Annotated in this window: 21 protein-coding genes; 8 read left to right on the top strand and 13 right to left on the bottom strand. The window is 70.4% G+C overall.

Annotation, left to right across the window (positions count from 1 at the left end; translation table 11 throughout):
• Nucleotides 1-3 precede the first annotated feature (3 nt).
• Nucleotides 4-1,164, top strand: a complete 1,161-nt coding sequence (locus HNR15_RS02185; protein ID WP_179478752.1) for an NADH-quinone oxidoreductase subunit D — start codon at nt 4-6, stop codon at nt 1,162-1,164.
• A gap of 57 nt (nt 1,165-1,221) precedes the next feature.
• On the opposite strand, the gene HNR15_RS02180 is transcribed toward HNR15_RS02185, so the two are convergent.
• The 8 genes from HNR15_RS02180 to HNR15_RS02145 form a co-directional block, all read right to left on the bottom strand.
• On the bottom strand, nt 1,222-1,719 hold the full coding sequence (locus HNR15_RS02180) for a DUF3180 family protein (protein ID WP_179478750.1): 498 nt from the start codon (nt 1,717-1,719) through the stop codon (nt 1,222-1,224).
• Nucleotides 1,716-2,618 (bottom strand): 2-amino-4-hydroxy-6-hydroxymethyldihydropteridine diphosphokinase, encoded by a 903-nt coding sequence (folK, locus tag HNR15_RS02175; RefSeq protein ID WP_179478748.1) that lies wholly within the window; start codon nt 2,616-2,618, stop codon nt 1,716-1,718. The genes HNR15_RS02180 and folK overlap by 4 nt, the downstream gene beginning before the upstream one ends.
• Nucleotides 2,615-3,445 carry a dihydropteroate synthase gene (gene folP / locus HNR15_RS02170; RefSeq protein ID WP_425484498.1) on the bottom strand — a complete coding sequence of 277 codons (831 nt, stop codon included), beginning with the start codon at nt 3,443-3,445 and terminating at the stop codon, nt 2,615-2,617. Before folP ends, folK begins: the two co-directional genes overlap by 4 nt.
• Nucleotides 3,442-4,029 carry a GTP cyclohydrolase I FolE gene (gene folE / locus HNR15_RS02165; protein ID WP_179478746.1) on the bottom strand — a complete coding sequence of 196 codons (588 nt, stop codon included), beginning with the start codon at nt 4,027-4,029 and terminating at the stop codon, nt 3,442-3,444. The genes folP and folE overlap by 4 nt, the downstream gene beginning before the upstream one ends.
• Nucleotides 4,007-6,046: an ATP-dependent zinc metalloprotease FtsH gene (gene ftsH / locus HNR15_RS02160; protein WP_425484497.1), complete on the bottom strand. Its 2,040-nt coding sequence runs from the start codon at nt 6,044-6,046 to the stop codon at nt 4,007-4,009. Before ftsH ends, folE begins: the two co-directional genes overlap by 23 nt.
• 173 nt (nt 6,047-6,219) lie before the next feature.
• Entirely contained in the window at nt 6,220-6,771 is a 552-nt protein-coding gene (hpt, locus tag HNR15_RS02155; protein WP_179478744.1) for a hypoxanthine phosphoribosyltransferase, read from the bottom strand.
• A 4-nt stretch (nt 6,772-6,775) separates the two neighbouring features.
• Nucleotides 6,776-7,762, bottom strand: a complete 987-nt coding sequence (gene tilS, locus HNR15_RS02150; RefSeq protein WP_179478742.1) for a tRNA lysidine(34) synthetase TilS — start codon at nt 7,760-7,762, stop codon at nt 6,776-6,778.
• Between the two features lie 18 nt (nt 7,763-7,780).
• Nucleotides 7,781-8,833 (bottom strand): zinc-dependent metalloprotease, encoded by a 1,053-nt coding sequence (locus tag HNR15_RS02145; RefSeq protein WP_246305874.1) that lies wholly within the window; start codon nt 8,831-8,833, stop codon nt 7,781-7,783.
• Between the two features lie 306 nt (nt 8,834-9,139).
• Between HNR15_RS02145 and HNR15_RS02140 the strand changes: the two genes are divergently transcribed.
• Nucleotides 9,140-10,810 carry a carboxylesterase/lipase family protein gene (locus HNR15_RS02140; RefSeq protein ID WP_179478738.1) on the top strand — a complete coding sequence of 557 codons (1,671 nt, stop codon included), beginning with the start codon at nt 9,140-9,142 and terminating at the stop codon, nt 10,808-10,810.
• A 128-nt stretch (nt 10,811-10,938) separates the two neighbouring features.
• Here the strand turns inward: HNR15_RS02140 and dacB are convergent, their stop codons facing one another.
• The gene (dacB, locus tag HNR15_RS02135) at nt 10,939-12,360 is read right to left on the bottom strand and encodes a D-alanyl-D-alanine carboxypeptidase/D-alanyl-D-alanine endopeptidase (protein WP_179478737.1); all 1,422 of its coding nucleotides are present in this window, start codon (nt 12,358-12,360) and stop codon (nt 10,939-10,941) included.
• A gap of 99 nt (nt 12,361-12,459) precedes the next feature.
• Between dacB and HNR15_RS02130 the strand changes: the two genes are divergently transcribed.
• Nucleotides 12,460-13,050: an inorganic diphosphatase gene (locus HNR15_RS02130; RefSeq protein WP_179478736.1), complete on the top strand. Its 591-nt coding sequence runs from the start codon at nt 12,460-12,462 to the stop codon at nt 13,048-13,050.
• Between the two features lie 74 nt (nt 13,051-13,124).
• Here the strand turns inward: HNR15_RS02130 and HNR15_RS02125 are convergent, their stop codons facing one another.
• Complete coding sequence (locus HNR15_RS02125; RefSeq protein WP_343048380.1) at nt 13,125-14,435, bottom strand: MFS transporter; 1,311 nt, start codon at nt 14,433-14,435, stop codon at nt 13,125-13,127.
• Between the two features lie 59 nt (nt 14,436-14,494).
• On the opposite strand from HNR15_RS02125, the gene HNR15_RS02120 reads away from it, so the two are divergent.
• Nucleotides 14,495-15,364, top strand: a complete 870-nt coding sequence (locus HNR15_RS02120; protein ID WP_179478735.1) for an alpha/beta fold hydrolase — start codon at nt 14,495-14,497, stop codon at nt 15,362-15,364.
• Nucleotides 15,365-15,388: 24 nt separating this feature from the next.
• Here the strand turns inward: HNR15_RS02120 and HNR15_RS02115 are convergent, their stop codons facing one another.
• Nucleotides 15,389-15,637, bottom strand: a complete 249-nt coding sequence (locus HNR15_RS02115) for a hypothetical protein (protein ID WP_179478734.1) — start codon at nt 15,635-15,637, stop codon at nt 15,389-15,391.
• A 122-nt stretch (nt 15,638-15,759) separates the two neighbouring features.
• On the opposite strand from HNR15_RS02115, the gene HNR15_RS18055 reads away from it, so the two are divergent.
• Nucleotides 15,760-16,758 carry a helix-turn-helix transcriptional regulator gene (locus HNR15_RS18055; RefSeq protein ID WP_179478733.1) on the top strand — a complete coding sequence of 333 codons (999 nt, stop codon included), beginning with the start codon at nt 15,760-15,762 and terminating at the stop codon, nt 16,756-16,758.
• A gap of 151 nt (nt 16,759-16,909) precedes the next feature.
• On the opposite strand, the gene HNR15_RS02105 is transcribed toward HNR15_RS18055, so the two are convergent.
• Nucleotides 16,910-18,361, bottom strand: coding sequence for a phytoene desaturase family protein (locus HNR15_RS02105; protein WP_179478732.1), 1,452 nt, complete (start codon nt 18,359-18,361; stop codon nt 16,910-16,912).
• Nucleotides 18,362-18,643: 282 nt separating this feature from the next.
• Here HNR15_RS02105 and HNR15_RS02100 point away from each other — a divergent pair, with 282 nt between their 5' ends.
• The 3 genes from HNR15_RS02100 to HNR15_RS02090 all read left to right on the top strand — a co-directional run bounded on the left by HNR15_RS02100 (nt 18,644) and on the right by HNR15_RS02090 (nt 22,355).
• Nucleotides 18,644-20,128, top strand: coding sequence for a DEAD/DEAH box helicase (locus tag HNR15_RS02100; RefSeq protein WP_179478731.1), 1,485 nt, complete (start codon nt 18,644-18,646; stop codon nt 20,126-20,128).
• A gap of 139 nt (nt 20,129-20,267) precedes the next feature.
• The gene (locus tag HNR15_RS02095) at nt 20,268-21,203 is read left to right on the top strand and encodes a DUF2515 family protein (protein WP_179478730.1); all 936 of its coding nucleotides are present in this window, start codon (nt 20,268-20,270) and stop codon (nt 21,201-21,203) included.
• A 78-nt stretch (nt 21,204-21,281) separates the two neighbouring features.
• Nucleotides 21,282-22,355 (top strand): beta-eliminating lyase-related protein, encoded by a 1,074-nt coding sequence (locus HNR15_RS02090; RefSeq protein WP_218883511.1) that lies wholly within the window; start codon nt 21,282-21,284, stop codon nt 22,353-22,355.
• Here the strand turns inward: HNR15_RS02090 and HNR15_RS02085 are convergent, their stop codons facing one another.
• Entirely contained in the window at nt 22,356-22,856 is a 501-nt protein-coding gene (locus tag HNR15_RS02085; RefSeq protein ID WP_179478726.1) for a hypothetical protein, read from the bottom strand.
• Nucleotides 22,857-22,881: the final 25 nt, after the last annotated feature.

Raw genomic sequence — 22,881 nt, 5'->3', positions numbered from 1 at the left:
GCCATGGCCACCCGTGAACTGACCGTCGGTGTCGGCGCGGGTGAGCTCGCGACCGCGGACATGGTCCTCAACATCGGTCCGCAGCACCCCGCCACGCACGGCGTGCTCCGGCTGCGGGTGACCCTCGACGGCGAGCGCATCTCCCGCGCCGAGCCCATCGTCGGATACATGCACCGCGGCGCCGAGAAGCTCTTCGAGGTGCGCGACTACCGCCAGATCATGGTGCTGGCCAACCGACACGACTGGCTGTCGGCGTTCAGCAGCGAAGTGGGTCTCGCGCTCACCGTCGAGCGGATGCTCGGCATGGAGGTACCGGTCCGTGCGACCTGGACGCGGACCCTGCTGTCCGAGCTGAACCGGGTGCTCAACCACCTGATGTTCCTCGGCTCCTATCCCCTGGAGCTCGGCGCGATCACCCCGATCTTCTACTCCTTCCGCGAGCGCGAGGAGTTGCAGGCGGTGATGGAGGAGATCTCCGGAGGCCGGATGCACTACATGTTCAACCGGGTCGGCGGCCTGCGCGAGGACATCCCGGCCGGGTGGCTGCAGCGCGTCCAGGCCGCGATCGACGGCGTGCGTGCCCGGATGCCCGAGCTGGAGAGCCTCCTGATCGGCAACGAGATCCTGCAGGCCCGCACCCGCGGCGTCGGCGTGCTCACCAGCGAGGCCGTCGCGTCGTACGGCGTCTCCGGACCCATTGCGCGCGCCAGCGGCTTCGACGTCGACCTGCGCCGCGACCAGCCCTACCTGGCGTACGACGAGCTGTTCGCCGCCGGCGGCCCGGGCCGGGTCGTCACCCGGCAGGCCGGCGACTGCCTCGCGCGGCTGGAGGTGCTGCTGGAGCAGACCCACGTCAGCCTCGACCTCGCGCAGGCCTGCGTCGAACGACTGCTCGCGATGCCCGCGGGCCCGGTCAACCTGAAGCTGCCGAAGGTGCTGAAGGTGCCCGAGGGCAGCGACTACGTCGCCACGGAGAACCCGCTCGGTTTCAACGGCTACTACCTGGTCTCCCGGGGCGACAAGACGCCGTGGCGGCTGGCGCTGCGGTCGGCGTCGTTCAACAACGTCGCGGTCCTGGCCGAGCTGCTGCCGGGAAATCTGCTGGCCGACATGGTCGCGATCCTCGGCTCGATGTTTTTCGTCGTCGGCGACATCGACAAGTAGCGGGTCCGCCCGCGTCGACGTGGGCGGAAACGAACGCGCGCTGTCGTGCGCGCGCGTTCAGACGACTTCGCCGGGAGGCCCCTTCGGGGTGCGCCGCTTCTTGTCCTCGTCGTCCTCGGGCAGCTTGCACCACCACTGCACGACCAGGCCGCTCACCACCAGCGCGACGCACACCACTATCAGCACGACGGCCAGCAGGAACGAGCTCGGGCCCGTCGTGGTCTGCATCCGCCCGGCATCGACCGCGGCGGTCCCGGCGTACCAGCCGGCGAACGCGGCACCGGCGAGGATGCACGCCTGCGCGGCCACCAGGGTGCTACGCGACCGCTGCGGTGACGGAGGTCGGGTGGACTCGCCCTTGAGATAGATCCGGATCTCGTTGCCGGCGAAGAGCACCATGGCCGCCATGACGACCACGACTCCCACGGCGATCCAGGAGTTCTGCGGCATCGCGTGACCGTGCGCGTTCCACACGGCGAGGGCGGCGTACGCGACCACGAAGACCACGGCGGCGACACCGAGTGCGTGCTTCCAGGTCAGCTGTCCGGCGTTCACAGCGGATCCCACGCGGGCCCGGGACGGATGCCGTCGAGCGCAGCGGCCGGCAGCCCGTCGATCAGCTCGCGAATGTCCTCGGAGCCGGCGGCGGTCCGCAGTTGTGCGGTGCCGTCGACCCGGGACCAGGGCACGAGGACGAATGCCCGCTCGTGCGCGCGCGGGTGCGGCAGAGTCAGCTCCTCGGTCTCGAACCGCAGGTCGAAGTCATCCGTGGAGTCACCGACCTGGATCAGGTCGAGGTCCAACGTCCGGGCACCCCAGCGCACTTCGCGCACCCGGCCGTGGTTGCGCTCGATCCTGTGCAGCTCGTCGAGCAGGGTCCACGGCGCGAGGCGGCTGCGTGCGACGACGACCGCGTTCAGGTAGTCCGGCTGCTCCGGGCCGCCGACCGCGCCGGTCTCGAGCAGCGGCGAGCACGCCACGACCTCCAGCCCGTCGACTGCCGTAAGAGCGCGTACGGCGTCCGCCATCGTGCCCGCGCGGTCGCCCATGTTGGCGCCGAGCGCGATCACGACCTCCCGGTCGTGCTCCCTGCGCACCGTCACGAACGGGCCGCCGGTCACCTCGTCCACGAACGGCACGCCGGCCGGCGCCTGCGGCTTGCGGATGGTCACCTCGACCGCCTCGACAGCGACCGGTGCGAGCGCGACGGCGGCGATCCGCTCGGCGAGCGTCTCGATCAGGTCGACGCTGTCACCGGTGAGGACGGCGTACGCGCCCTGGGCGATGTCGGCGTAGCTCACGGTGGAGGCCAACTCGTCATCGGTGCCCGCCCGGCGCAGATCGCACTCGAGCACGATGTCGGCGACGAACCGTTGCGGTGCGCGCTTCTCGTGCTCCAGCACCCCGTGACACGCCTCGGCCACGATCCCGGTCAGCCCGATCCGGTCGCTCATTCCGTTGCCCCCATCGTCTCCAGCACCGCGAGCGCCGCCCGCGCCGCCGCCACGTCGTGCACCCGCACGCCCCACACCCCGGCCTGCGCCAGCAGCACCGTCAGAGCGGTCGTCGCCCCTTCGCGCCGGTCCGGCGGCAGCGGGGCGTCGGATCCCACCCGGGCCAGGAACCCCTTGCGCGAGGCTCCTACGAGGACCGGCAGGCCCAGTTTCTCGAATGCGGCGATGTCGCGCAGGATCGTCCAGTTCTGCTCAGCCGTCTTCGCGAAGCCCAGGCCGGGGTCGATGACCAGGGCATCGCGGGCGATCCCGGCGGACAGCAGCGCCTCCACCCGGGCGCCGAGCTCGCGGCGTACGTCGGCGACCACGTCGTCGTAGACCGCCCGGTCGGCCATCTGGTGGCTGTGGCCACGCCAGTGCATGGCCACCATCCCCACCCCGAGGCTCGCGACCGTCGCGGCCATCTCGGGGTCGGCCAGGCCCCCGCTGACGTCGTTGACGATGCTCGCCCCTGCCTCGACGGCACGGGCCGCCACCCGGGCGCGCATCGTGTCGATCGAGACGCGTACTCCGTCGGCGGTGAGCTGACGCACGACGGGCACGACCCGGCGCAGCTCCTCCCGCTCGTCCGGGCGGCGCGCACCCGGTCGGGTGGACTCACCGCCCACGTCGACGAGGTCTGCGCCCTGTTCGTGCAGTTCGCGGCCGTGACGCACGGCAGCGTCCGCGGCGAACCAGCGGCCGCCGTCGGAGAAGGAGTCGGGGGTGACGTTGACGACCCCCATCACGAGCGGGCGGGTCGCGGGGCGGGCTGGGAGCGCCGTCACCGTCGGTGATCCGGCGCCATCAGGCTGATCGCCTCGGCGCGCGTCGTGGCGTCGCGCAGTTGCCCCCGCACCGCGGAGGTCGTGGTGAGGGCACCGGGTTTGCGGACGCCGCGCATCGACATGCACAGATGCTCGCAGGAGACCACGACGATCACACCCTGCGCGTGCAGATGGGTGACCAGTGCATCCGCGATCTGGCTGGTGAGCCGCTCCTGCACCTGCGGGCGACGCGCGTACAGATCCACGAGCCGGGCGATCTTCGACAGACCGGGCACCCGGCCGTCCTTCGGCGGGAGGTACCCGACGTGCGCGACACCGTGGAAGGGCAGCAGGTGGTGCTCGCAGGTGCTGTAGACCTCGATGTCGCGGATCAGGACCATCTCGTCGTGAGCCACGTCGAAGGTGCGGCTCAAGACCTCGGCGGGATCCTTACCCAGGCCGGCGAAGATCTCGGCGTACGCGCGGGCCACCCGGTCCGGTGTGTCGAGCAGCCCTTCGCGGTCGGGATCCTCCCCGACCGCGAAGAGCAGCTCACGGACCGCGGCGGCGGCGCGCTGAAGATCAACCCTCGGTGGGGTCGACATACCCACCGTCCGGCACCTCGATGACCGCCTCCGGCGGGTGGGCATCGACCTGCTGGCGATCCTGCTTGTCGAGGTCGACGCCGCGGGCGACCGCCTCGCGCTCGGCCGGAGTCAGGACCGGGGGTCGGTCGCTGACGTTGCGGGCGTCGCTGGACAGCCACACCTGACGGCGCGGTCGCTTGTGCACCGTGGAGAAGAGCTCCGCCAGCGCCTCGGCGTTGAGCGTCTCCTTCTCCAGCAGCTCCAGCACCAACTGGTCCAGCAGGTCGCGGTTGTCGTTCAGCGCGTGCCAGGCCTCGTCGTGCGCGGCCTCGATGAGACGGCGCACCTCCTCGTCGACCACACCGGCGAGGTCCTCGGAGTAGTCGCGCTCGTGGCCCATGTCGCGGCCGAGGAAGACCTCACCGCCACCGGACCCGAGCTTGATCGCCCCGATCCGCTCGCTCATCCCGAACTGGGTGACCATCTTGCGGGCCAGCCCTGTCGCCTTCTCGATGTCGTTGGAGGCACCGGTGCTGGGGTCGTGGAAGACGATCTCCTCCGCGACCCGGCCACCGAGCGCGTACGCCAGCTGATCGAGCAGCTCGTTGCGGGTGGTGGAGTACTTGTCGTCGGCCGGCAGCACCATCGTGTAACCGAGGGCGCGACCACGCGGCAGGATCGTGATCTTGCTGACCGGGTCGGTGTAGTTGAGCGCCGACGCCACCAGGGCGTGACCACCCTCGTGGTAGGCGGTGATCTTGCGCTCCTTGGCGCTCATCACCCGGGTCCGCTTCTGCGGACCCGCCATCACGCGGTCGATCGCCTCGTCCAGCGCGCGGTTGTCGATGATCTGCGCGTTGCTGCGGGCGGTCAGCAGCGCCGCCTCGTTGAGGACATTGGCCAGGTCGGCACCGGAGAAGCCCGGCGTACGACGCGCGACCGTCAGCAGGTCGATGTCCTCGACCATCGGCTTGCCCTTGGCGTGCACCTGCAGGATGTGGTGACGGCCCGCCATGTCGGGGGCCTCCACCGCGATCTGCCGGTCGAAGCGGCCCGGGCGCAGCAGCGCCGGGTCGAGGATGTCCGGGCGGTTGGTCGCAGCGATCAGGATGACGTTGGTCTTGACGTCGAAGCCGTCCATCTCGACCAGCAGCTGGTTGAGGGTCTGCTCACGCTCGTCGTGGCCACCGCCGAGACCCGCACCGCGGTGCCGGCCGACGGCGTCGATCTCGTCGACGAAGATGATCGCCGGGGAGTTCGCCTTGGCCTGCTCGAACAGGTCGCGCACACGGGACGCACCCACACCGACGAACATCTCCACGAAGTCCGAACCGGAGATCGAGTAGAACGGCACGCCGGCCTCACCCGCGACGGCGCGCGCCAGCAGCGTCTTCCCGGTGCCGGGCGGGCCGTAGAGCAGTACGCCCTTGGGGATCTTCGCCCCGACGTCGAGGAACTTCTTCGGCGCCTGCAGGAAGTCCTTGATCTCCTCCAGCTCTTCGACGGCCTCGTCGGCACCGGCCACGTCGTGGAAGGTGACCTTGGGCATGTCCTTGGTCGCGAGCTTGGCGCGAGACTTGCCGAACTGCATCACCCGCGATCCGCCGCCCTGCATCTGACTGAGGATCAACCAGAAGAGTCCGAGGACCAGGATGAACGGCAGGATCGACAGCAACAGGCTGACGAAGACGTTCTGCTTGCCGGGGTCGTCGGTGAAGCCCTGGCTCGGCGGCGTCTTCTCCAGCAGCTGGACGAGGTGGCTGCCGCGCGCGCTGACGTAGTTGGACTGCACGCGGGAGGCGTCCTTGACGCCGTCGCCGCTGAATTCGTCACCCTTCTTCAGGGTGAGGTTGATCGCGTCGGGGGTGAGCTTGGCCGATTCCACCTTGCCGGTGGAGATCAGTGTCTCGGCGCGGGAGGTGTCGATCTGCTGATACCCGCCGACCTTGCCGAACGTGTAGATCATGAATCCGACGACCACGACCAGGACGATCCAGATGCCGGGGTTCTTGACGAGGCGCTTCATAGTCAACATGTGCCGGGGTGGTCCCCGTACCTCCTGCTCATGGGCGCTCGGCGGGCAAGGAGCCCGACAACCGAGGACCGAACGATCCTAAACCGCGCCAGCCCGAAGACTTGACACGGCATCGATACGTCCAACGCACGCTGTGCGTCATACGTTCCGCGGAGTATGCAGGGAATTTCGCCTCAGGAGTACACGTGCGGCGCGAGGGTGCCGATGTCGCGCAGGTTGCGGTAGCGCTCGTCGTAGTCGAGCCCGTAGCCCACGACGAACTCGTTGGGAATGTCGAATCCGACGTAGCGACAGTCGATCGCGACCTTGGCGGCGTCCGGTTTGCGCAGCAGCGTGCAGATCTCCAGCGACGCCGGATCGCGCGAGAGCAGGTTGCTGCGGATCCAGTTGAGGGTGAGGCCGGAGTCGATGATGTCCTCGACGATCAGCACGTGCTTGCCGGAGATGTCGGTGTCCAGATCCTTCAGGATCCGTACGACGCCGGAGGACTTGGTGCCCGATCCGTACGACGACACCGCCATCCAGTCCATCGGCGCGGACCCGGGCAGCGTGCGCATCAGGTCGGCCATCACCAGGACCGCGCCCTTGAGGACCCCGACGAGCAGCAGGTCCTTGTCCTTGTAGTCAGCCCAGATGCGGTCGCCCAGCTCCTGCAGCCTGTCGTGGATCTGCGCCTCCGTGAAGAGCACGTGGTCCAGGTCGGTGCCGGCGTCCGATGCATCCATGGCGCTATTCAACCGGACGGGGCGCGACCTCGATCAGCCGCTCACGTCGAGCCACCCGCAGGCCACCTGGTATGTCGACCGCTCCCTGTCCGCGCCACCGCGTCACCAACTCATCGAGCGACGCCACGTGCACGGCGGCCACATCCGCGGCGGTCGCGCCGGCGCGGGCCATCAGCAGCCGCCAGACGCGTGTGCGCAACGCGTCCGGGAGCGACTCCAGATCCTTTACGTGCCAGGGAGATTCACCGAGGGCCTGGGCTTCGACCGCCGCGAGCGCGTCGAGGTGGTCGGCGTCCTGCCGGGCCAAGGTCGCGGTGCGGACCAGGTTGTCGGTCAGGCCCGGTCCGAGGTCGTCCTGCAGGAGCTGCAGCGCGCGGCGGGCCCGGACGCGGGTGAAGCGGGGGTCCTCGTTGTGCGGGTCGTCCCACCACGGCAGGTCCAGTGCTGCACAGGCAGCGCGCGTCTGGGCCCTTCCAACGCTCAGGAGGAACGGCCGCCGGAGCGGCCCCGGCCCGTCGGCCGCCATCCCGGCGAGGGCGCGGGTGCCCGACCCGCGTGCCAGCCGCAGCAGCACGGTCTCGGCCTGGTCGTCGCGCGTGTGGCCGAGCAGCAGCCGGGTGGCGTCGTGGCGCAGGAGCGCGGCCCTGAACGCCGCGTGCCGCGCCGCGCGGGCCGCTGCCTCGGGGCCGTCACCGTCGGCGGTCGTGACCTCGACGCGGATCACATCGACCGGGTCGAGGCCGAGCGCATGGCAGTGGTCGGCCGCGGTCCGCGCCACCTGGGCCGAGCCGGCCTGCAGCCCGTGGTCGACCACCACGGCGCCGGCCCGCAGACCCTGCTTGGGCAGCTCGAACGCCGCCGCTGCCGCCAGCGACAGGGAATCGGCCCCACCGGAGCAGGCGACCAGCACCAGGCTCCCGGCGGGTGCGTCGGCGACGGCTCGTCGTACGGCGAGGCGGGTCGCGGCGACGGCGGGGTGCGGGCCGGGCATCTCGTGCGGGGGACGTGCTCAGCCGTGCACGCGGGCGACCCAGTCGGCGGGTGCCTCGATCTCGCGGGCACTGGGCAGGGTGTCCGGCGAGGACCACACGGCGTTGAACCCGTCGACGCCGACCTTGTCGATGACCGCGCGACAGAAGACCGCGCCGTCGCGGTACTGGCGCATCTTGGCCTCCAGGCCGAGCAGACGGCGCAGCAGCCGGTCCACGCCGCCGGCGCCCTTGCGCCGCTGGTCGAACTTGCGGCGGATCTCGGCCACGCTCGGCACGACCTTCGGCCCGACGTCGTCCATCACCACGTCGGCGTGCCCCTCGAGCAGCGACATCACGGCGGTGAGCGAGGCCAACTGCTCGCGCTGCTCGGCCGTGGTGAACAGGTCCATCAGGCCGTTGCCGCCACCTCGTACGGCGTCGGGCAGTGCCTTCAGTGCGTGCTGCAACCGCTCCTGCAGGTCATCCGGGTCGGGCATCAGGTCGGTCATCAACCCGCGGGACCGGTCGATGACGTGCCCGCGCAACCAGGGCACCGCGGTGAACTGCACCCGGTGGGTCTCCTCGTGCAGGCACACCCAGCTGCGGAAGTCGGTCGGGTCGACGTCCAACTCACGCTCGACGGACACGATGTTGGGCGCGACCAGCAGCAGGCTCGGGCGGCCGCCCGGCGCGAGGTCGAACTGGCCCAGGATCTTGGGCGCCACGAAGCCGAGCAGCGCCCCGATCTGGGCGCCGGTGATCTTCGCGCCGACCGCGATCGCGACGGGCCCGGCGGCCTTCTTGGCCGTGACCTTCTCCAGCACCGGGGAGAGCAGCGCGGCGGTCGAGTCGACGTTCACGTCGATCCACCCGCCGCGGTCGACCACGTGGACGTCGGACCGCGCGGCCCCGCCGGTGTCCATCCGTGCGGTGTCGGCGACCGGCTGCGCGGCATTCGCCGCGGCCTGGCGCAGATCCGCGACGACGGCCGCGGCATCCTTCGCGGTGGTCTCGGGGCCGTCGCTCACCAGCCGTCGACCGGTCGTGCGCGCGAGATCCCAGTCGACGTACGAGCGTCCCGAAGTGGCCATGCCCTCAACCGTATGCCGCGGCTGCGCGGCACGCGGCCTCCCTGCCGGTGTTCGCATCGGTCGACGGTCCTCGAACGCGGTCGACCAGGCCGAACGCCGCCACCGTCGCGTCGCCGCGATCCGCTCCTCGAACACACCGCAGCTCGCACGGCCCGAGTGTGATCTTGACCACATCCGGGCGCCCGGCGCAGAGTGGCGGGTTGAAAGATCGCTCACCGATCTTTCGCCGGGGGTGGCCGTCGGGCCATCCCCTTTTCGGTGCCGACCCGCCCCGAGCCGACACCTTGATCTCGAAGGAGTCACCCCATGAACACTCCAGCACGGTCGGTGCACGCCGCCCTGGCCGGTACGGCCGCGATCGCGGCCGCCGTGGCACTGACGGCAGCAGCTCCAGGGTCGCTGACACCCGCGGCCACGGCCGCGACCAGTTCGCCCGCGTGCAGCTCGGGCACCCTGGTCCACACGACCAAGGGGGCCGTCTGCGGTACGACGGCCGACGGGGTGACGACGTACGAGGGCATCCCGTACGCCGCGGCGCCGGTGGGGAACCTGCGCTGGAAGGCTCCGGTGCCGCACAAGGCGTGGACCACGACCATCCGGTCGACGACTCCCGTGCAGGAGTGTCCGAGCCCGGGGTTCCCGCCCGGGTCTCCTCCCACGACGAACACCACCGAGGACTGCCTCAACGTCAAGGTGCAGATCCCGGCAGGCGCCAAGCCGGGCGAGCGGCTGCCGGTGATGTACGAGATCCACGGTGGCGGTTTCCTCGGCGAGGCCCGCACCGACGACGGCTCCAACCTGGTGCGCACCGGCAAGGTCGTCTACGTCTTCGTGAACTACCGGCTCGGCATCCTGGGGTTCCTCGCCGACAAGGCGCTGGGCGCGCACTCCGGCGACTACGGGATCCAGGATCAGCAGGCGGGGCTGCGCTGGGTGAAGCAGAACATCTCCCGCTTCGGCGGCGACCCGGGCAACGTCACCGTGTTCGGGGAGTCGGCCGGCGGCGCCAGCACCTGCGATCAGGTCGCCTCGCCGACCGCGAAGGGCCTCTTCCAGCACGCGATCAGCGTCAGCGGCTACTACAACTACCAGAACAACATCGTGTGGTCGAAGGCCGACTGCAAGTCGACCTACTACACCGAGGCGCAGGCCCAGAGGACCGGCGCGCAGTACGCGAAGAAGGTCGGCTGCGGCGATGTGGCGGACGTCGCCGCGTGCCTGCGTAAGGTCCCGGTCGACAAGCTGGTCTCCGCGGGCGGGCAGTTCGTCGAGCCCACCGCCGGAGGCACGATCGGCCCGATCGTCAACGGCACCACGCTGACCATGTCCCCGGCCAAGGCGTTCGCCACCGGGCATGTCAACAAGGTCGATCTCATCACCGACATCGGGCGCGACGAGTTCAACGGCGGCGTCTACACCAACACCCCCGGACTGCACCCGGTCGTGGCCGAGACGCCGGCCCAGTACCGGCTGCTCGTCCGTGAGCAGTTCGGCGGGCTCGCTGCGACGGTGGAGCGGCTCTACCCGCTGATCCGTTACACCTCGCCGTTCGTGGCCTACCGCACGATCATGGCCGACTCGGCGTCGGTGTGCCCGATGCTGCAGTCGGACGCGAAGGTGTCGCGCTACATCCCGACGTACGCCGACATCGACGACGACGCCGACAACCCGGCAGGCGAGGGACTGACCGAGATCCTGGGCGCCCAGCACAGCGAGACCAACGGACTGGTGCACTTCGCCACCTCCAAGCTGGATCCCAACCAGAAGGCCCTGCAGACCCAGCTGCTGCTGGAGTGGACCTACTTCGCCCACACGGGCAACCCGATGGCCGACTACACCCCGGCGTGGCCGCTCTACCGGACGTACTCGAAGCCGGTGATGGAGCTGCGGCCCGCCGGGTCCAGCTCGGTGAGCCCGGCCGCGTCGATCGCATCCCTGCACCAGTGCGGTTTCTGGGACAGGGTCACGCACTACTGATCGCGTGATCGGTCGTGCCGCACGCTGACGGCGTTCGCGTTCGTTGACGGTGTTAGAACGCCGTCAACGAACGTGAACGCCGTCAGCGTCGTACGTGGCCCCCCGACTGCGAGGTGACCGCGGACTGTCTACGGGCAACCGCATTCGTGGATGGCGGTGACCACCGTGTCGAGGGCCGCCCTGGCCCCCGTGGGTCCCTGCGGCTGCGGACCGTTGCTGATGATCGCGAAGACCAGGAGCCGTCCCTGCACGTCGAGCACGGTGCCGGCCAGCGAGTTCACCGACGGCAGGCTGCCGGTCTTGGCGCGCACCCATCCGGCGCCGTCCCTCGTCGCGGGAGTGCCGTACCGGTTGCCCAGGGTGCCGCTCCAGCCGCCGACGGCCAGCCGGGTGAGCACCGGGGCGAACTGCGGGTCCTTGCCCGAGGTAGCCCCGACCAGCAGATCGCCGAGCAACCGGGCCGTCAGGGTGGTGCCGTCGGAGAGGCCGCAGACATCGGCGAGCTTCACGCCGGTCAGATCGAACCCGCCGGCGGCCAGGCGCGCCAACAGCCATCGGGTCAGCGCCGCCTCGGAGTCCGCCCGGGTGCCCGAGCGGTACGCCGCCTGGCGGGCGAGCGACTCGATCATCGCGTTGTCGCTCTCCTGCAGGGCGTAACCGAGCTGGTCGAGCAGCGGCGCCGACTGCACCGAGGCCACGGTGGCCGCGCCGACCGGAGCCGTCGCCGGCGCACCGACGGTCGCCGCGATTCCCTTGGCCCGCAGGGCTGTTGCGAGCGCGGCGGTCGTGCTGGCGTCGGGGTTCGCGACGGCGGGCCCGCTCTCCGCGTGCTGCGTCGACAGCCCGAGCATCGCGATCCGGGTGGTGAAACCCATGTCGAGCAGGTCCTGTCCCCACCCGGGTGCCGTCGCCGGCCCCGGGGCGTACGACGCGTCGTACGCGAGACGCACGGAGTTGAGTCCCTGCTTCTTCAGCCCGGCGGCGATCTGGGTCGCGAGATCCCCGACCCCGGCGCGACCGCACACGGCGTTCGGGTTGCCCGCCTTCGGGTTGAGGCAGGTGTCGCCGCCGGCCACCAGCACCATGGATCCGGGAGCGGCCGAGACGACCTTCGTGGTGAACGTCCCCTCGAGAGGGAGGGTGTGCGAGATCGCCCAGGCGGTCAGTAGTTTGGTGGTCGAGGCGGGCGTCATCGCGGTGCCCGCGCCCTGGTCGTAGAGGTCGGTGCCGGTCGTCGCGTCGCGCACGGTCATGGTGACCTTGGACGTGAGGCCGACGGCCTTCTGTGCGGCCTGGATCCGTGCCTTCAAGGAGGCGGCGCCCGGCTCCGGTCCGGTGTCGACGCCGGCGACGTCGGGTGCGGTCGGCGCGCGCGGCGGGGCGACCGACGGACCGACGGTCGATCGGCCCGGCACGGGCACGGCGGGCCGGGTGGCCGCGGCACGGGTGAGGACGCCGGGCACCACGTCGTACACGTCGAGGGTGGCGTACGCCGCCAACGCGGCCACGACTCCCCCTGCGGCGAGCCCGACCTTGCCGGAACGGCGCATCCTCACCCCCTCGTCACGCAGGCGTTTCGCGATCGGCCCGCGGGTGCGGGAGACTGCCTGCCGCAGACATCATCACACCCGAAGATTCGAGGAAGTCGCATGGAGTTCGACGTCACCATCGAGATCCCCCGTGGCACCCGTAACAAGTACGAGGTCGACCACGAGACGGGGCGCATCCGGCTGGACCGGTTGCTGTTCACCGCGATGAGTTACCCCTCGGACTACGGCTACATCGAGGACACCCTCGGTGAGGACGGCGACCCGCTGGACGCGCTCGTGCTGCTGGACCAGCCGACGTTCCCGGGGTGCGTCGTGCGCGCCCGCGCGATCGGCGTCTTCCGGATGGTCGACGAGGCCGGCGGCGACGACAAGATCCTCTGCGTGCCCGCGGGCGACCCGCGCCAGGACGGCGTCAAGGACCTGGGCGACGTCAGCGACTTCCTGCTGAAGGAGGTGCAGCACTTCTTCGAGACCTACAAGGCGCTCGAGCCCGGCAAGAGCGTCGAGGAGGGTGCGCACTGGATCGGCGTCGAGGAGGCCGACAAGGTCGTGCAGGGTGCGCTCGACAAGGCGAAGGCCGAGGGCGTGACGACCGCTCGCTGGGCGATGCCGGGCCACGCGGCGGGCGAGACCGCGCACGGCATCGACCGCGCCGGCGACGGCTCGCAGGCGGCCCAGCCCGAGAGCTGACCCGCCACGACATCGGGGGTACGTGCGCGCTCGATCGGGCGCGCACGTACCCCCCATTGTTCGCAGGTCAGGGTCTAGCGGTGGCGAGCGGGCAGGAGATGCGCCCACTGGTCCACGTCGCCGTGCACGACGGCGCGGGTCTTGCGGCGATAGCGCACGATCATCGCGATCCCAAGCGCCCACCCGGCGTACTGCACCGACAGCGCACCTTGGAAACCGGCGGTCGTGTACGCCGACGGTCCGCCCGGGCAGATCCGGTCCAGCACCAGCCCGACGGCGAAGACCGCGGCCAGTGAGGCTGCGAACCCGCCGACGTTGACGATGCCGGTGGCGCTGCGGATCCGCTCCAGCGGGTTGAAGCTGCGCGCGAGATCGAAGCCGATCATCGAGCCGGGCGACCCGACGGCGGTCACCGCGACGAGGACGATCAGCAGCCACAGCGGCGCTCGCCCGTGCCACAGCAGCACCGCGGTCCACACCGCGACGATGGCGCCGAGCGCTCCCAGCACCAGCGTGGAGCGAGAGTAGGGGAACCGGCCGAGGTAGATCCCGAGCAGCGGACTGGTGATGAGCGACACGATCACCATCAGCGACAGCAGCAGGCTCGCCGCGCCGGAGCTGAGGCCTTCGCCGCGGGTGAGGAACGGGAATCCCCAGATCATCGTGAAGAGGTTGCTGGAGAACGGCAGCGTGAAGTGGCACCACAGGCCGAGGCGGGTGCCCGGCTCACGCCACGACAGACGCACGGCCCGCGCCACCGCACGCAGCTTCAGCTCGGTGCGCTCCGCGGCGGCGTACGGCGTGTCCTTCACCACCAGGACCATCACCACCCCGAGGACGAGGCCGGTGGCCGAGGCGATGAGGAAGCTCGTCTCCCAGCCGTACCCGCGCAGCACGGCCACCAGCGGCGTCGCCGCCGCGAGCGCTCCGAGCTGACCGATGACGCCGGTCATCTGCGTTACCAGGGGTGTTCGCGCCGGCGGTATCCAGAGCGCGACCAGCCGCAGCACGGACACGAAGGTCATGGCGTCGCCCATGCCGACGAAGACCCGCGCGATGATCCCGACCGCGAAGGAGTGCGCGAAGGCGAACGCCAGCTGCGCCAGGCTCATCAGCACCACGCCGACCGACAGCAGCACCTTGGAGCCGACCCGGTCCAGGAGCGCGCCGACCGGCACCTGCATGGCGGCGTACACCCCGAGCTGCACCATCACGAAGGTCGCCAGCTGCGCGGAGCTGATGTGGAAGCGGTGCGCGGCGATCAGCCCGGCGACCCCGAGGGAGCTGCGGTTGAAGACGGCCAGCACGTAGATGGCGAGACCGCCCGCCCACACGGCGTACGCGCGACGTCCGCCGATCGGGTAGCGCAGCGTCGGGTCGGTCACGGGAGCGATTCTCTCAGCGCGACTTTCCCCCGACGCCGTCGAGGCGGTTGGGTGGGGGCATGGACACCTTCACCCATGACGGGTTGACCTTCGACGTCACCGACCGCGGCCCGGCCGACGGCCCGGTGGTGGTGCTGCTGCACGGCTTCCCACAGGACCGCACCGCGTGGGACGAGGTGACCCCGCTACTGAACGACGCCGGCCTGCGCACCCTGGCGCCGGACCAGCGCGGCTACTCCCCGCGTGCGACCCCTGACGGCCGCTCGTCGTACACGCTGGAGAAGCTGCTCGGCGACACGCTCGCCCTGATCGACGCGAGCGGCGCGCAGCGGGTGCACCTGGTGGGCCACGACTGGGGCGGGGCGGTCGCGTGGGCGATGGCCGGGCGGCATCCCGACCGGCTGGAGTCCCTGACTGTCTGCTCGACCCCGCACCCGAAGGCGATGGCGTGGGCGTTCCGGCACGGCGACCAGGCGCGAAAGAGCGCGTACATGCTCGGTTTCCAGGTGCCGTGGCTCGCCGAACGTCTCACCCACAAGCGGCTCTTCGGCATCTACCGCGCGCTCGGGATGCCCAAGGAGCGCGCCGCGGCGTACGTCGCCCGCTTCCCGACGCCGCAGAGCCTCACCGGCCCGCTCGGCTGGTATCGCGCGATGCCGGCCAGCAAGGCGATGCGCCAGAGCATGCTGCCGGGGAAGAAGAAGTCGCCCTCGAGCGCTCCGCGACCCGACCGGCGGATCGCCGTGCCGACCACCTTCGTCTGGGGTGCCCGCGACGCGGCGCTCGGGAGGGCCGCGGCGGAGAAGACGGCCGACTACGTCTCTGCCGACTACCGATTCGTCGAGGTGGACGAGAACCACTGGGTGCCCGAGCTGCAGCCGCAGGTCGTCGCCGACGCCGTCCTGGCGCGGGCCGGCAGCGCGTCCTAACGGGACGCGTCGAGCCGGCTGGTCCTAGCGGGACGCGCCCGGGTGACGGTTCTTCGGGTCGTGCTCGTCGCCGGGCGTGCCGAGCACCGGCAGCGTCGGCCCAGGGCGCGGACCGCCGCGCCGCCGATCGCGCATCCGCCCGACCCACGCGATCAGCAGGAAGAGGATCACGAAGATCGCAGCGAGGCCGAAGAAGCCCAGTCCGATGCCGATGGCATGACCCGAGCCCTCGTCGAGCTTGGCGGAGTAGGCGGGGAGCGATGCGGTGACCACGAGGTCGATTGTCGCGCATCGGCCTGGGTCCCCTCTGCGAGCCGTCGCGATTCACGGCGACGCGCGAACGTTCCAGGGGAAGCGGAGCACCTGACCCGGTGCTCGATGTCAGTATCGGTGCCATGAGCACGGGGACACAGGTGGATTTCTCGCCGGCGACGGCGCAGGCGTTGCGGCGCGCAGGTCAGCTCATGCGACAGACCGAGCAGGGGGACGTGCACGGCCTGTACGAGGCGGCCCGCGGCGCTCTGATCCACGTGGCCGACGTCGACGCGTGCTACGTCGGCCACTATCGCGGCAGCAACCGGCTGGTGATCCCCTACCTCTACGACCGCGGCAAGCCCGGGGCACCCGACGTCATGTCGTTCGGGGAGTTCGGCCTGTCGCACTGGCTGCGCACCTGGGGCAAGACCTACACGTTCGCGCAGGACAGGGGCCGTCTCGTGCACTCCGGCAAGTCGTTCGGCGAGGACGGCGACCCCAGGACCGTCCAGGATGCGATCGTGGCGCCGTTGCTGGAGCCGGACGGCTCGGTGTCCGGCATGTTGGCCGCCCTCAGCTACACCTCCCGCCACTTCTCGCAGGAGAGCGTGGCTGTCGTGGAATGGCTGGCGCGGCAACTGCGCCGAGCCATCAGTCGGGACGCCGAGGACATCACCGATCTGGATCTGGTCACCACGGGGTCCGAGACCGCACTGGACCGCAGCGCCGATCTGGTGCATGCCATCTCCGATCGACTGAGGCGGCTGCAGGCGAAGGTCGATCAGTCGACCTCGTCCCTGGAGGGCAGCTCATCGGCCGCGGACGTGGAATCCGTAGCCGATCAGTTGCGCTCGATCAGCTTGCTGTGCGGACGCTTCGATACCGAATTGGCACTGTTGGCAACGGAGCCGGGTGCAGCCGCGGGACCGCACGCGCCCCTCACCGGCCGCGAGGCGGCCGTGGCGCGGCTGGTCGTGCAGGAGGGCCTGTCCAACTCCGAGATCGCGTCCCGACTCGTCATCAGCGAGAAGACCGTCAAGACGCATCTGTCCCACGTGTTCCAGAAGGTGGGCGTGAGCCAACGTTCGGAGCTGCGATATGTCGCCTCATCCACGGTCCTAGGACTATCCGAGGCGTAAACCTAGGCCTCAGTCCTATGGGTCGGGGCGTGACGGCACTCCAAGATGGAGCCCGGGAAGGCCGCACCGGCCCGAGCCAGGGGGAGCACCCACCGTGTGCCGTAGGGGGAGCGCGGGTGTGCGAGTAGGTATTGGGCCGGTGCTGCGTTCCTCATTCGATGCCCAGCTCGGGTGCGCCCAGGCCGTAGCGGTCACGCAGAGCCGTGCGGGCGGCGTACCAGCCGCTCAGGCCGTGCACCGACGGGCCGGGTGACGTCGCCGAGGAGCCGAGGTAGAGGCCGTCGATCGGGGTGCGCCACGGCGTGCGGGACACCACGGGCCGCTTGATCAACTGGGCCATCGTGACAGCACCCGTCGCGAAGTCGCCGCCGGCGAAGTTGGGGCTCACGTCGGCGAATCTGCTTGCCGGCGTTGCGGATCGGGCCAGGATCAGATCGCGGATGCCGGGCGCGTGCTCCTGCACCATGTCGAGCATCGCCTCGGTGCGGTCGACCGGGCAGTCGTACGGCACATGTGTGTAGGCCCACAGCGTGGCCTTGCCCTCCGGCGCGCGGGTGGGATCGATGACGCTCGGCTGCACGAGCAGCACATAGGGCCGGTCCGGCAGTCGCCCCTTCGCGACGTCCCGTTCGCTCGCGGCGATCTGCTGGCGGGTGCCCCCGAGGTGGATCGTCGGTGTACGCCGTAGCTCCGTGTCGGTCCACGGCACCGGCCCGTCCAGGGCGAGGTCCATCTTGGCCACGCCGTTGCCGTGCCGGAAGCGTCGCAGCGCGCCCAGATATCTGGCCGGCAGGCGGTCTCGCCCGATGCTCGCCAGCAGCCTGGTCGACACGTCGAGCACGACCGTGTCGTAGTCGGTCAGCTCACTCAGGTCGCGCACCCGCGTGCCGGTGACGATGCGTCCGCCGTGGGCCTCGAAGTCCGCGGCGAGCGCGTCGGCGATCGCCTGGCTGCCGCCGATCGGCACCGGCCACCCGGCGGCATGCGCGTGGGTGCCGAGCGCCAGCCCGGCGCCGGCCATCGCGAGCCGTGGGTGCGACCCGATGGTGTGCGCGGCTGCGCCCGTGAGGATCGCGGGGGCGACCTCCTCGTGGAAACGCAGTCGCCATGCAGGAGAGCCCTGTTCGAGCGCTCGTAGGCCGTAATCGAGTGTCACCGCAGGTTCGGTCGGGAGCTGCAGCAGGGACTCCCCGGTGAACCGCGTCAGCTGCTCCACCCGTCGGACCAGGGGGGCGAAGAGCCGCCGGTACGCCGCACCGTCACGCCCCAGCGCCTCTGCCGTGCGGTCCAGGTCGCGGTAGGCGATGCCGCTGCGCCCGTGCGGAAGCGGGTGGCCGAAGGAGATCTCCGGCACGCGCAGGTCGATGCGGCGTTCGATCTGGAACTGCCGGAAGAACGGCGACGCCAGGGCCATCGGGTGCACCGCGGACGCGACGTCGTGATGGAAGCCCGGGAGCGTCAGTTCGCGCGTGCCCGCTCCCCCGCCGATCCGGCCGGCCTGCTCGAGCAGGTCGACCCGCAGCCCGGCGCGCGCCAAGGTGACCGCCGCGGCGAGCCCGTTCGGACCCGCTCCCACGACGACCGCGTCCCGCTCCCCCGCCATACGACCGAGTCTTGCAGCACCCTCCTCCCGAGTGGCATACCTATGCCTCCAGTGCACCTCCTGCAGATATGCCGCTCGACGCAGATGTCTGCCACTGGGGTCCAGACACTCCGCGTGCACGCGCCGATTCGGCTCACAGCCTTCGCGCCGGTATCGTGAGGTGCATCAGTTCGGCGTCTGTCTCACCCACGAATTGATCCGCATGTCGAGTTCGCTCCATGCGCGGCCCTCCAGCCTGGAGAACCGGCCGGTCCGGGGAGACTTCTTCTAGATCGCGATTTGATGACTTCAACTTTCACTGACTTCGGCGTGCCCGCTCTCCTGGTCGACGTACTGACCGGCCAAGGCATCGCCGAGCCCACTCCCATCCAGGCCGCGACCCTGCGCGACTCGCTCGCAGGTCGCGACGTGCTCGGCCGCGGCCGCACGGGCTCCGGCAAGACGCTGGCCTTCTCCCTCCCCCTGGTGGCGCGCCTCGCCGAGTCCAAGCGCCCCCGCGTGGCTCGCAAACCGCACGCGCTGATCCTGGCCCCGACGCGCGAACTGGTCACCCAGATCGACGCCGTGATCAAGCCGCTGGCCCGCACCATGGGTCTGAACACCCTGACCGTCTTCGGCGGGGTCGGCCAGAACCCGCAGGTACGCGGCCTGCAGGCCGGTGTCGACATCCTGATCGCCTGCCCGGGTCGCCTGGAAGACCTTATTTCTCAAGGATTCTGCCGCCTGGACGACGTGCAGGTCACCATCCTCGACGAGGCCGACCACATGGCCGACCTGGGCTTCCTGCCCGGCGTACGCCGCCTGCTGCGCCAGACGCCGAAGGACGGCCAGCGGCTGCTCTTCTCGGCCACCCTGGACAAGGCGATCGACGTCCTGGTCCGTGAGTTCCTGCGCAAACCGGTGACGCACGAGGCCGATTCAGCCCAGTCCCCCGTCGCCGCGATGTCCCACCATGTCCTCGGGCTCGAGAAGGACCTGCGGGTGCCGGTGCTGGTCGACCTGACCTCGGCACCGGGCCGGACCATCGTCTTCACCCGCACCAAGCACGGCGCGAAAGCCCTTGCGCGGCAGCTGAACAGCCGCGGCGTCCCGGCAGTTGACCTGCACGGAAACCTCGGCCAGAACGCGCGCACTCGCAACATGGAGGCCTTCAGCTCCGGCGCTGTGCACACCCTCGTCGCCACGGACGTCGCGGCGCGCGGCATCCACGTCGACGACGTCGCGTTGGTCATCCACGCCGACCCGCCGTCGGAGCACAAGGCGTACCTGCACCGTTCGGGTCGCACCGCGCGGGCCGGCGCCGCGGGCTCCGTCATCACCTTGATGACCCCCGATCAGCGCGGCGACGTCCGCAGCCTCACCCGGGCCGCGGGCATCCACCCGACGACCACGCAGGTCACCAACACCGAGCACCCGGTGCTGCGCGAACTCGCCCCGGGCGAGCGCGTCCTGGTCGAGGGGTACGTCCCGCCGGCCGCGCCGCAGCAGCAGCGTTCGGCCAAGAAGCCTTCGTCCAACGGCCAGGCGGGCGGTCGCGGACGTGGTCGCGGTGCCGGCTCGGGCTCGGGACGCCCCGCGGGCGGCTCGGGCGGCGGCCAGCGCCGCAACGGGTCCGGTTCAGGTTCCGGGGGCTCGGCATCGGGTTCGGGTCCTCGCCGCTCCGGCGGTGGCTCCGGCTCCCGCACCGGGGGCTCCGGCTCTCGTGGCGCGGGTGCGGCGTCGGGTGGCAACCACTCGGCGGCGAACTTCAGCCGCCGCTCGCGCTGACCGATACGGCCTGACGCCCCGCGGGCCATTGGGACTGCGCATCCGCCGGGTCGGCCGATTCGTCGGGCGCACCTGAGCCGTCCGGGTGCACACTGGGCGCAAAGCGCAGTTCGTCCCCGCTGCTAAGGGGTGACCCACCGTGGGAGCTCTGGACCTGGCGCTGCCGAACGGTCCACCGGACAGCGTCGAGGGATGGCGCGCCGCTGCCCAGGCCCTGCTGAGTCCGCCGTGCTGCGCCTTCCATCGCAACATGGAGATCTCCTCGCGCTATGCGTGGCTGAACGCCCAGCATCCGACCGGTTTCAAGTGGGCCGGGATGGCTGCGATCGCCTCCCACCATGCGCGCCTGGTGTTGTTCCCCTTCCGCCTGGACGCCGACCGCAACGGTTATGTGGACCTCCCTCGCAGCCTGAGCCGCCGGCTGCTGACGGGCGACGCGAACAGGATGCGTCAGATCAACAACGCGATCTACGACGACATCTTCTGGGTCCACCTCGCCTACCTTGCGTCCGGTGACGGCATCCAGGGCCTGCGACGTCTCTTGGGGCCGTACCGCGAATACGCTGGCCTGCTCTCGGGTTTCGAGACGATCGACCGTGGTGCCGCGGTTCTCTCGGACGAACGGTCGTCGCAGGAGGACCGACGGGATGCCGCCGACCAGGTCTGGGCCGGCAACCTCGCTCTTCTCGAGCATGAGCAGCGCGTCGTCGTGCAGCCGCTCTTCGAGAGCCTGTCGGGCATGTTCGCACGGCTCATCTCGATGGGCGCGACGACGACGTTCGAGGTACGCGGCGTCCGCCAGCAGGTCCGGTACTTCACGTCGTTCTCCGCGTACTCGCTGACCCGTGGACTCACGGCCGCGCTGCGCGCCCGGTCGGTGCCGAGGATCACGCGGTTCGAGGACCGCTGGCCGTGGCTCGAAGCCAGTGTCGTTCCCCGGTTCCGCCGACTGGACTCCGACCAGGCCCTCGTGACGCGGACGCTCGGTCGCGTCGTCGAAGCGGGGAAGCGGTACGGCGAGATGCCGTGCCTCATTCCACCCAACTACCTCGGTCGGGGAACGCTCACCGAGTAAATGAACCGCAGGGGTACTCGAGGACCCTCGGCACGGTCTCCCGCACGCACTGCGGCCGACGAGGTGTTCGATGGGTCCGTGACGACCACTCCCCACGAACCCCCGGCGACCGACGCACCTCCCACACGGTTCCTCAACGGCGACGGCCCGAAATCCGCCGCCGACCTGCTCGCCACCATCCCGCCCGACACCGGCACGGACATGTACGGCAACGGCGGCGCCGTCGAGGAGCTCGAGCAGTACACCGCCGAGCTGCTCGGCAAGCCTGCGGCGGTGTTCTTCCCCAGCGGCATCATGGGCCAGGGCGCGGCGCTGACGGTGCACGCGGCGCGGCACATCTCCTCGACCGTCGCGTGGCACCCCCTCGCGCACCCCGAGATCCACGAGCTGGACACGATCACCCGTCTGCACCGCCTCACCACGCGCACCGTCGGCGACCCGACGCGACTGCTACGGCTCTCCGACCTGGAGGCCGTCCCCGAGCCGCTCGCCGTCCTGCTGCTGGAGCTCCCGCAGCGCGAGATCGGCGGCCAGCTGCCGACGTGGGAAAAGCTGACGTCCCAGGTGGAATGGGCCCGCGACCACGAGGTCAGCCTGCACCTGGACGGCGCCCGTCTCTGGGAGGCATCGGCGGCGTACGACCGCTCCCCCGCTGAGATCTCAGCGCTCTTCGACACCGCGTACGTGTCGTTCTACAAGGGCATCGGAGCGCTGTCCGGATGCTGCGTCGTGGGCGCGACGGACGTGGCCGACGAACTACGCGAGTGGCGTCGCCGACTCGGCGGCACCCTGTACGGGCTGTGGCCGCTCGCCGCGTCCGCCCTCGCGCTGCTCCCGGAACGGCTGCCGGAGATGCCTGCCCGGCTGGCGCACGCCCGCGCCATCGCCGACGCGCTGCGCCCGGTCGCCGGCGTCACGGTCGTCCCCGATCCGCCGCACACCTCGATGATGCATCTGCTGCTGCGGGTCGACGAGCCGACGTTCACCGCGAACGCCGCTCGCATCCTGGAGCGCGACGGACTGCAGACCTTCCGCGGGGCACAGAGCACGATCGACCCGCACGTCATGAAGGTGGAGTTGAACGTCGGCCGAGCCACCCTGCAGCTCTCACCCGACGAGATCGCCGCCGCGATCGCAGAACTCATCGGCTGATCATTCAGCCGCAGCGTGCCTCGGCACAATGCCGTTGCGTGCATTTCGCTGTGGCTTGCCCCGGTTTCGGGGCCAGTGCCGGACCTGCCATCCGAGGCACCCTCCCGTGCCCAGAGCCATCAGCCACGCCACCCAGGGTCCTGCCGCGATCCAGAACGCTGTGTGTACGACGTTCGCATCCTCGTCATCGGAGATCCCGCCCACCTGGTACCCGGCTCGCACCGACCCGTCGTCTCCTGTGCTGCCATCGAGCGTGACTCCCGACTTCACGGTGAACCCGTCCTGGCTCAACCAGTCCCCCGTGGTCGTGCACTGCCGGTCCCAGACATCACAGCTGCTCGATGTCTCCGTGAAGGTGCCCCAATGGACCGGGCGGTGCAGACCGCCCAGGCCGTCCACGCCCAGCGCCACGAAGAAGACGAAACCGCTGGCCACGACGACCAGCACGACGATGTGCCCCGTGGTCGAGACGGCCGTACGTGCACGCCCCCACAACCCCACGATCGAAGCTTCGCACGGTGCCTCT

This window comes from Allobranchiibius huperziae, assembly GCF_013410455.1.
In the GTDB taxonomy this organism is placed as follows: Bacteria; Actinomycetota; Actinomycetes; order Actinomycetales; family Dermatophilaceae; genus Allobranchiibius; species Allobranchiibius huperziae.
The sequence above is the reverse complement of the archived record's forward strand: the minus strand, read 5'-3'. Positions and strand labels throughout refer to the sequence as shown.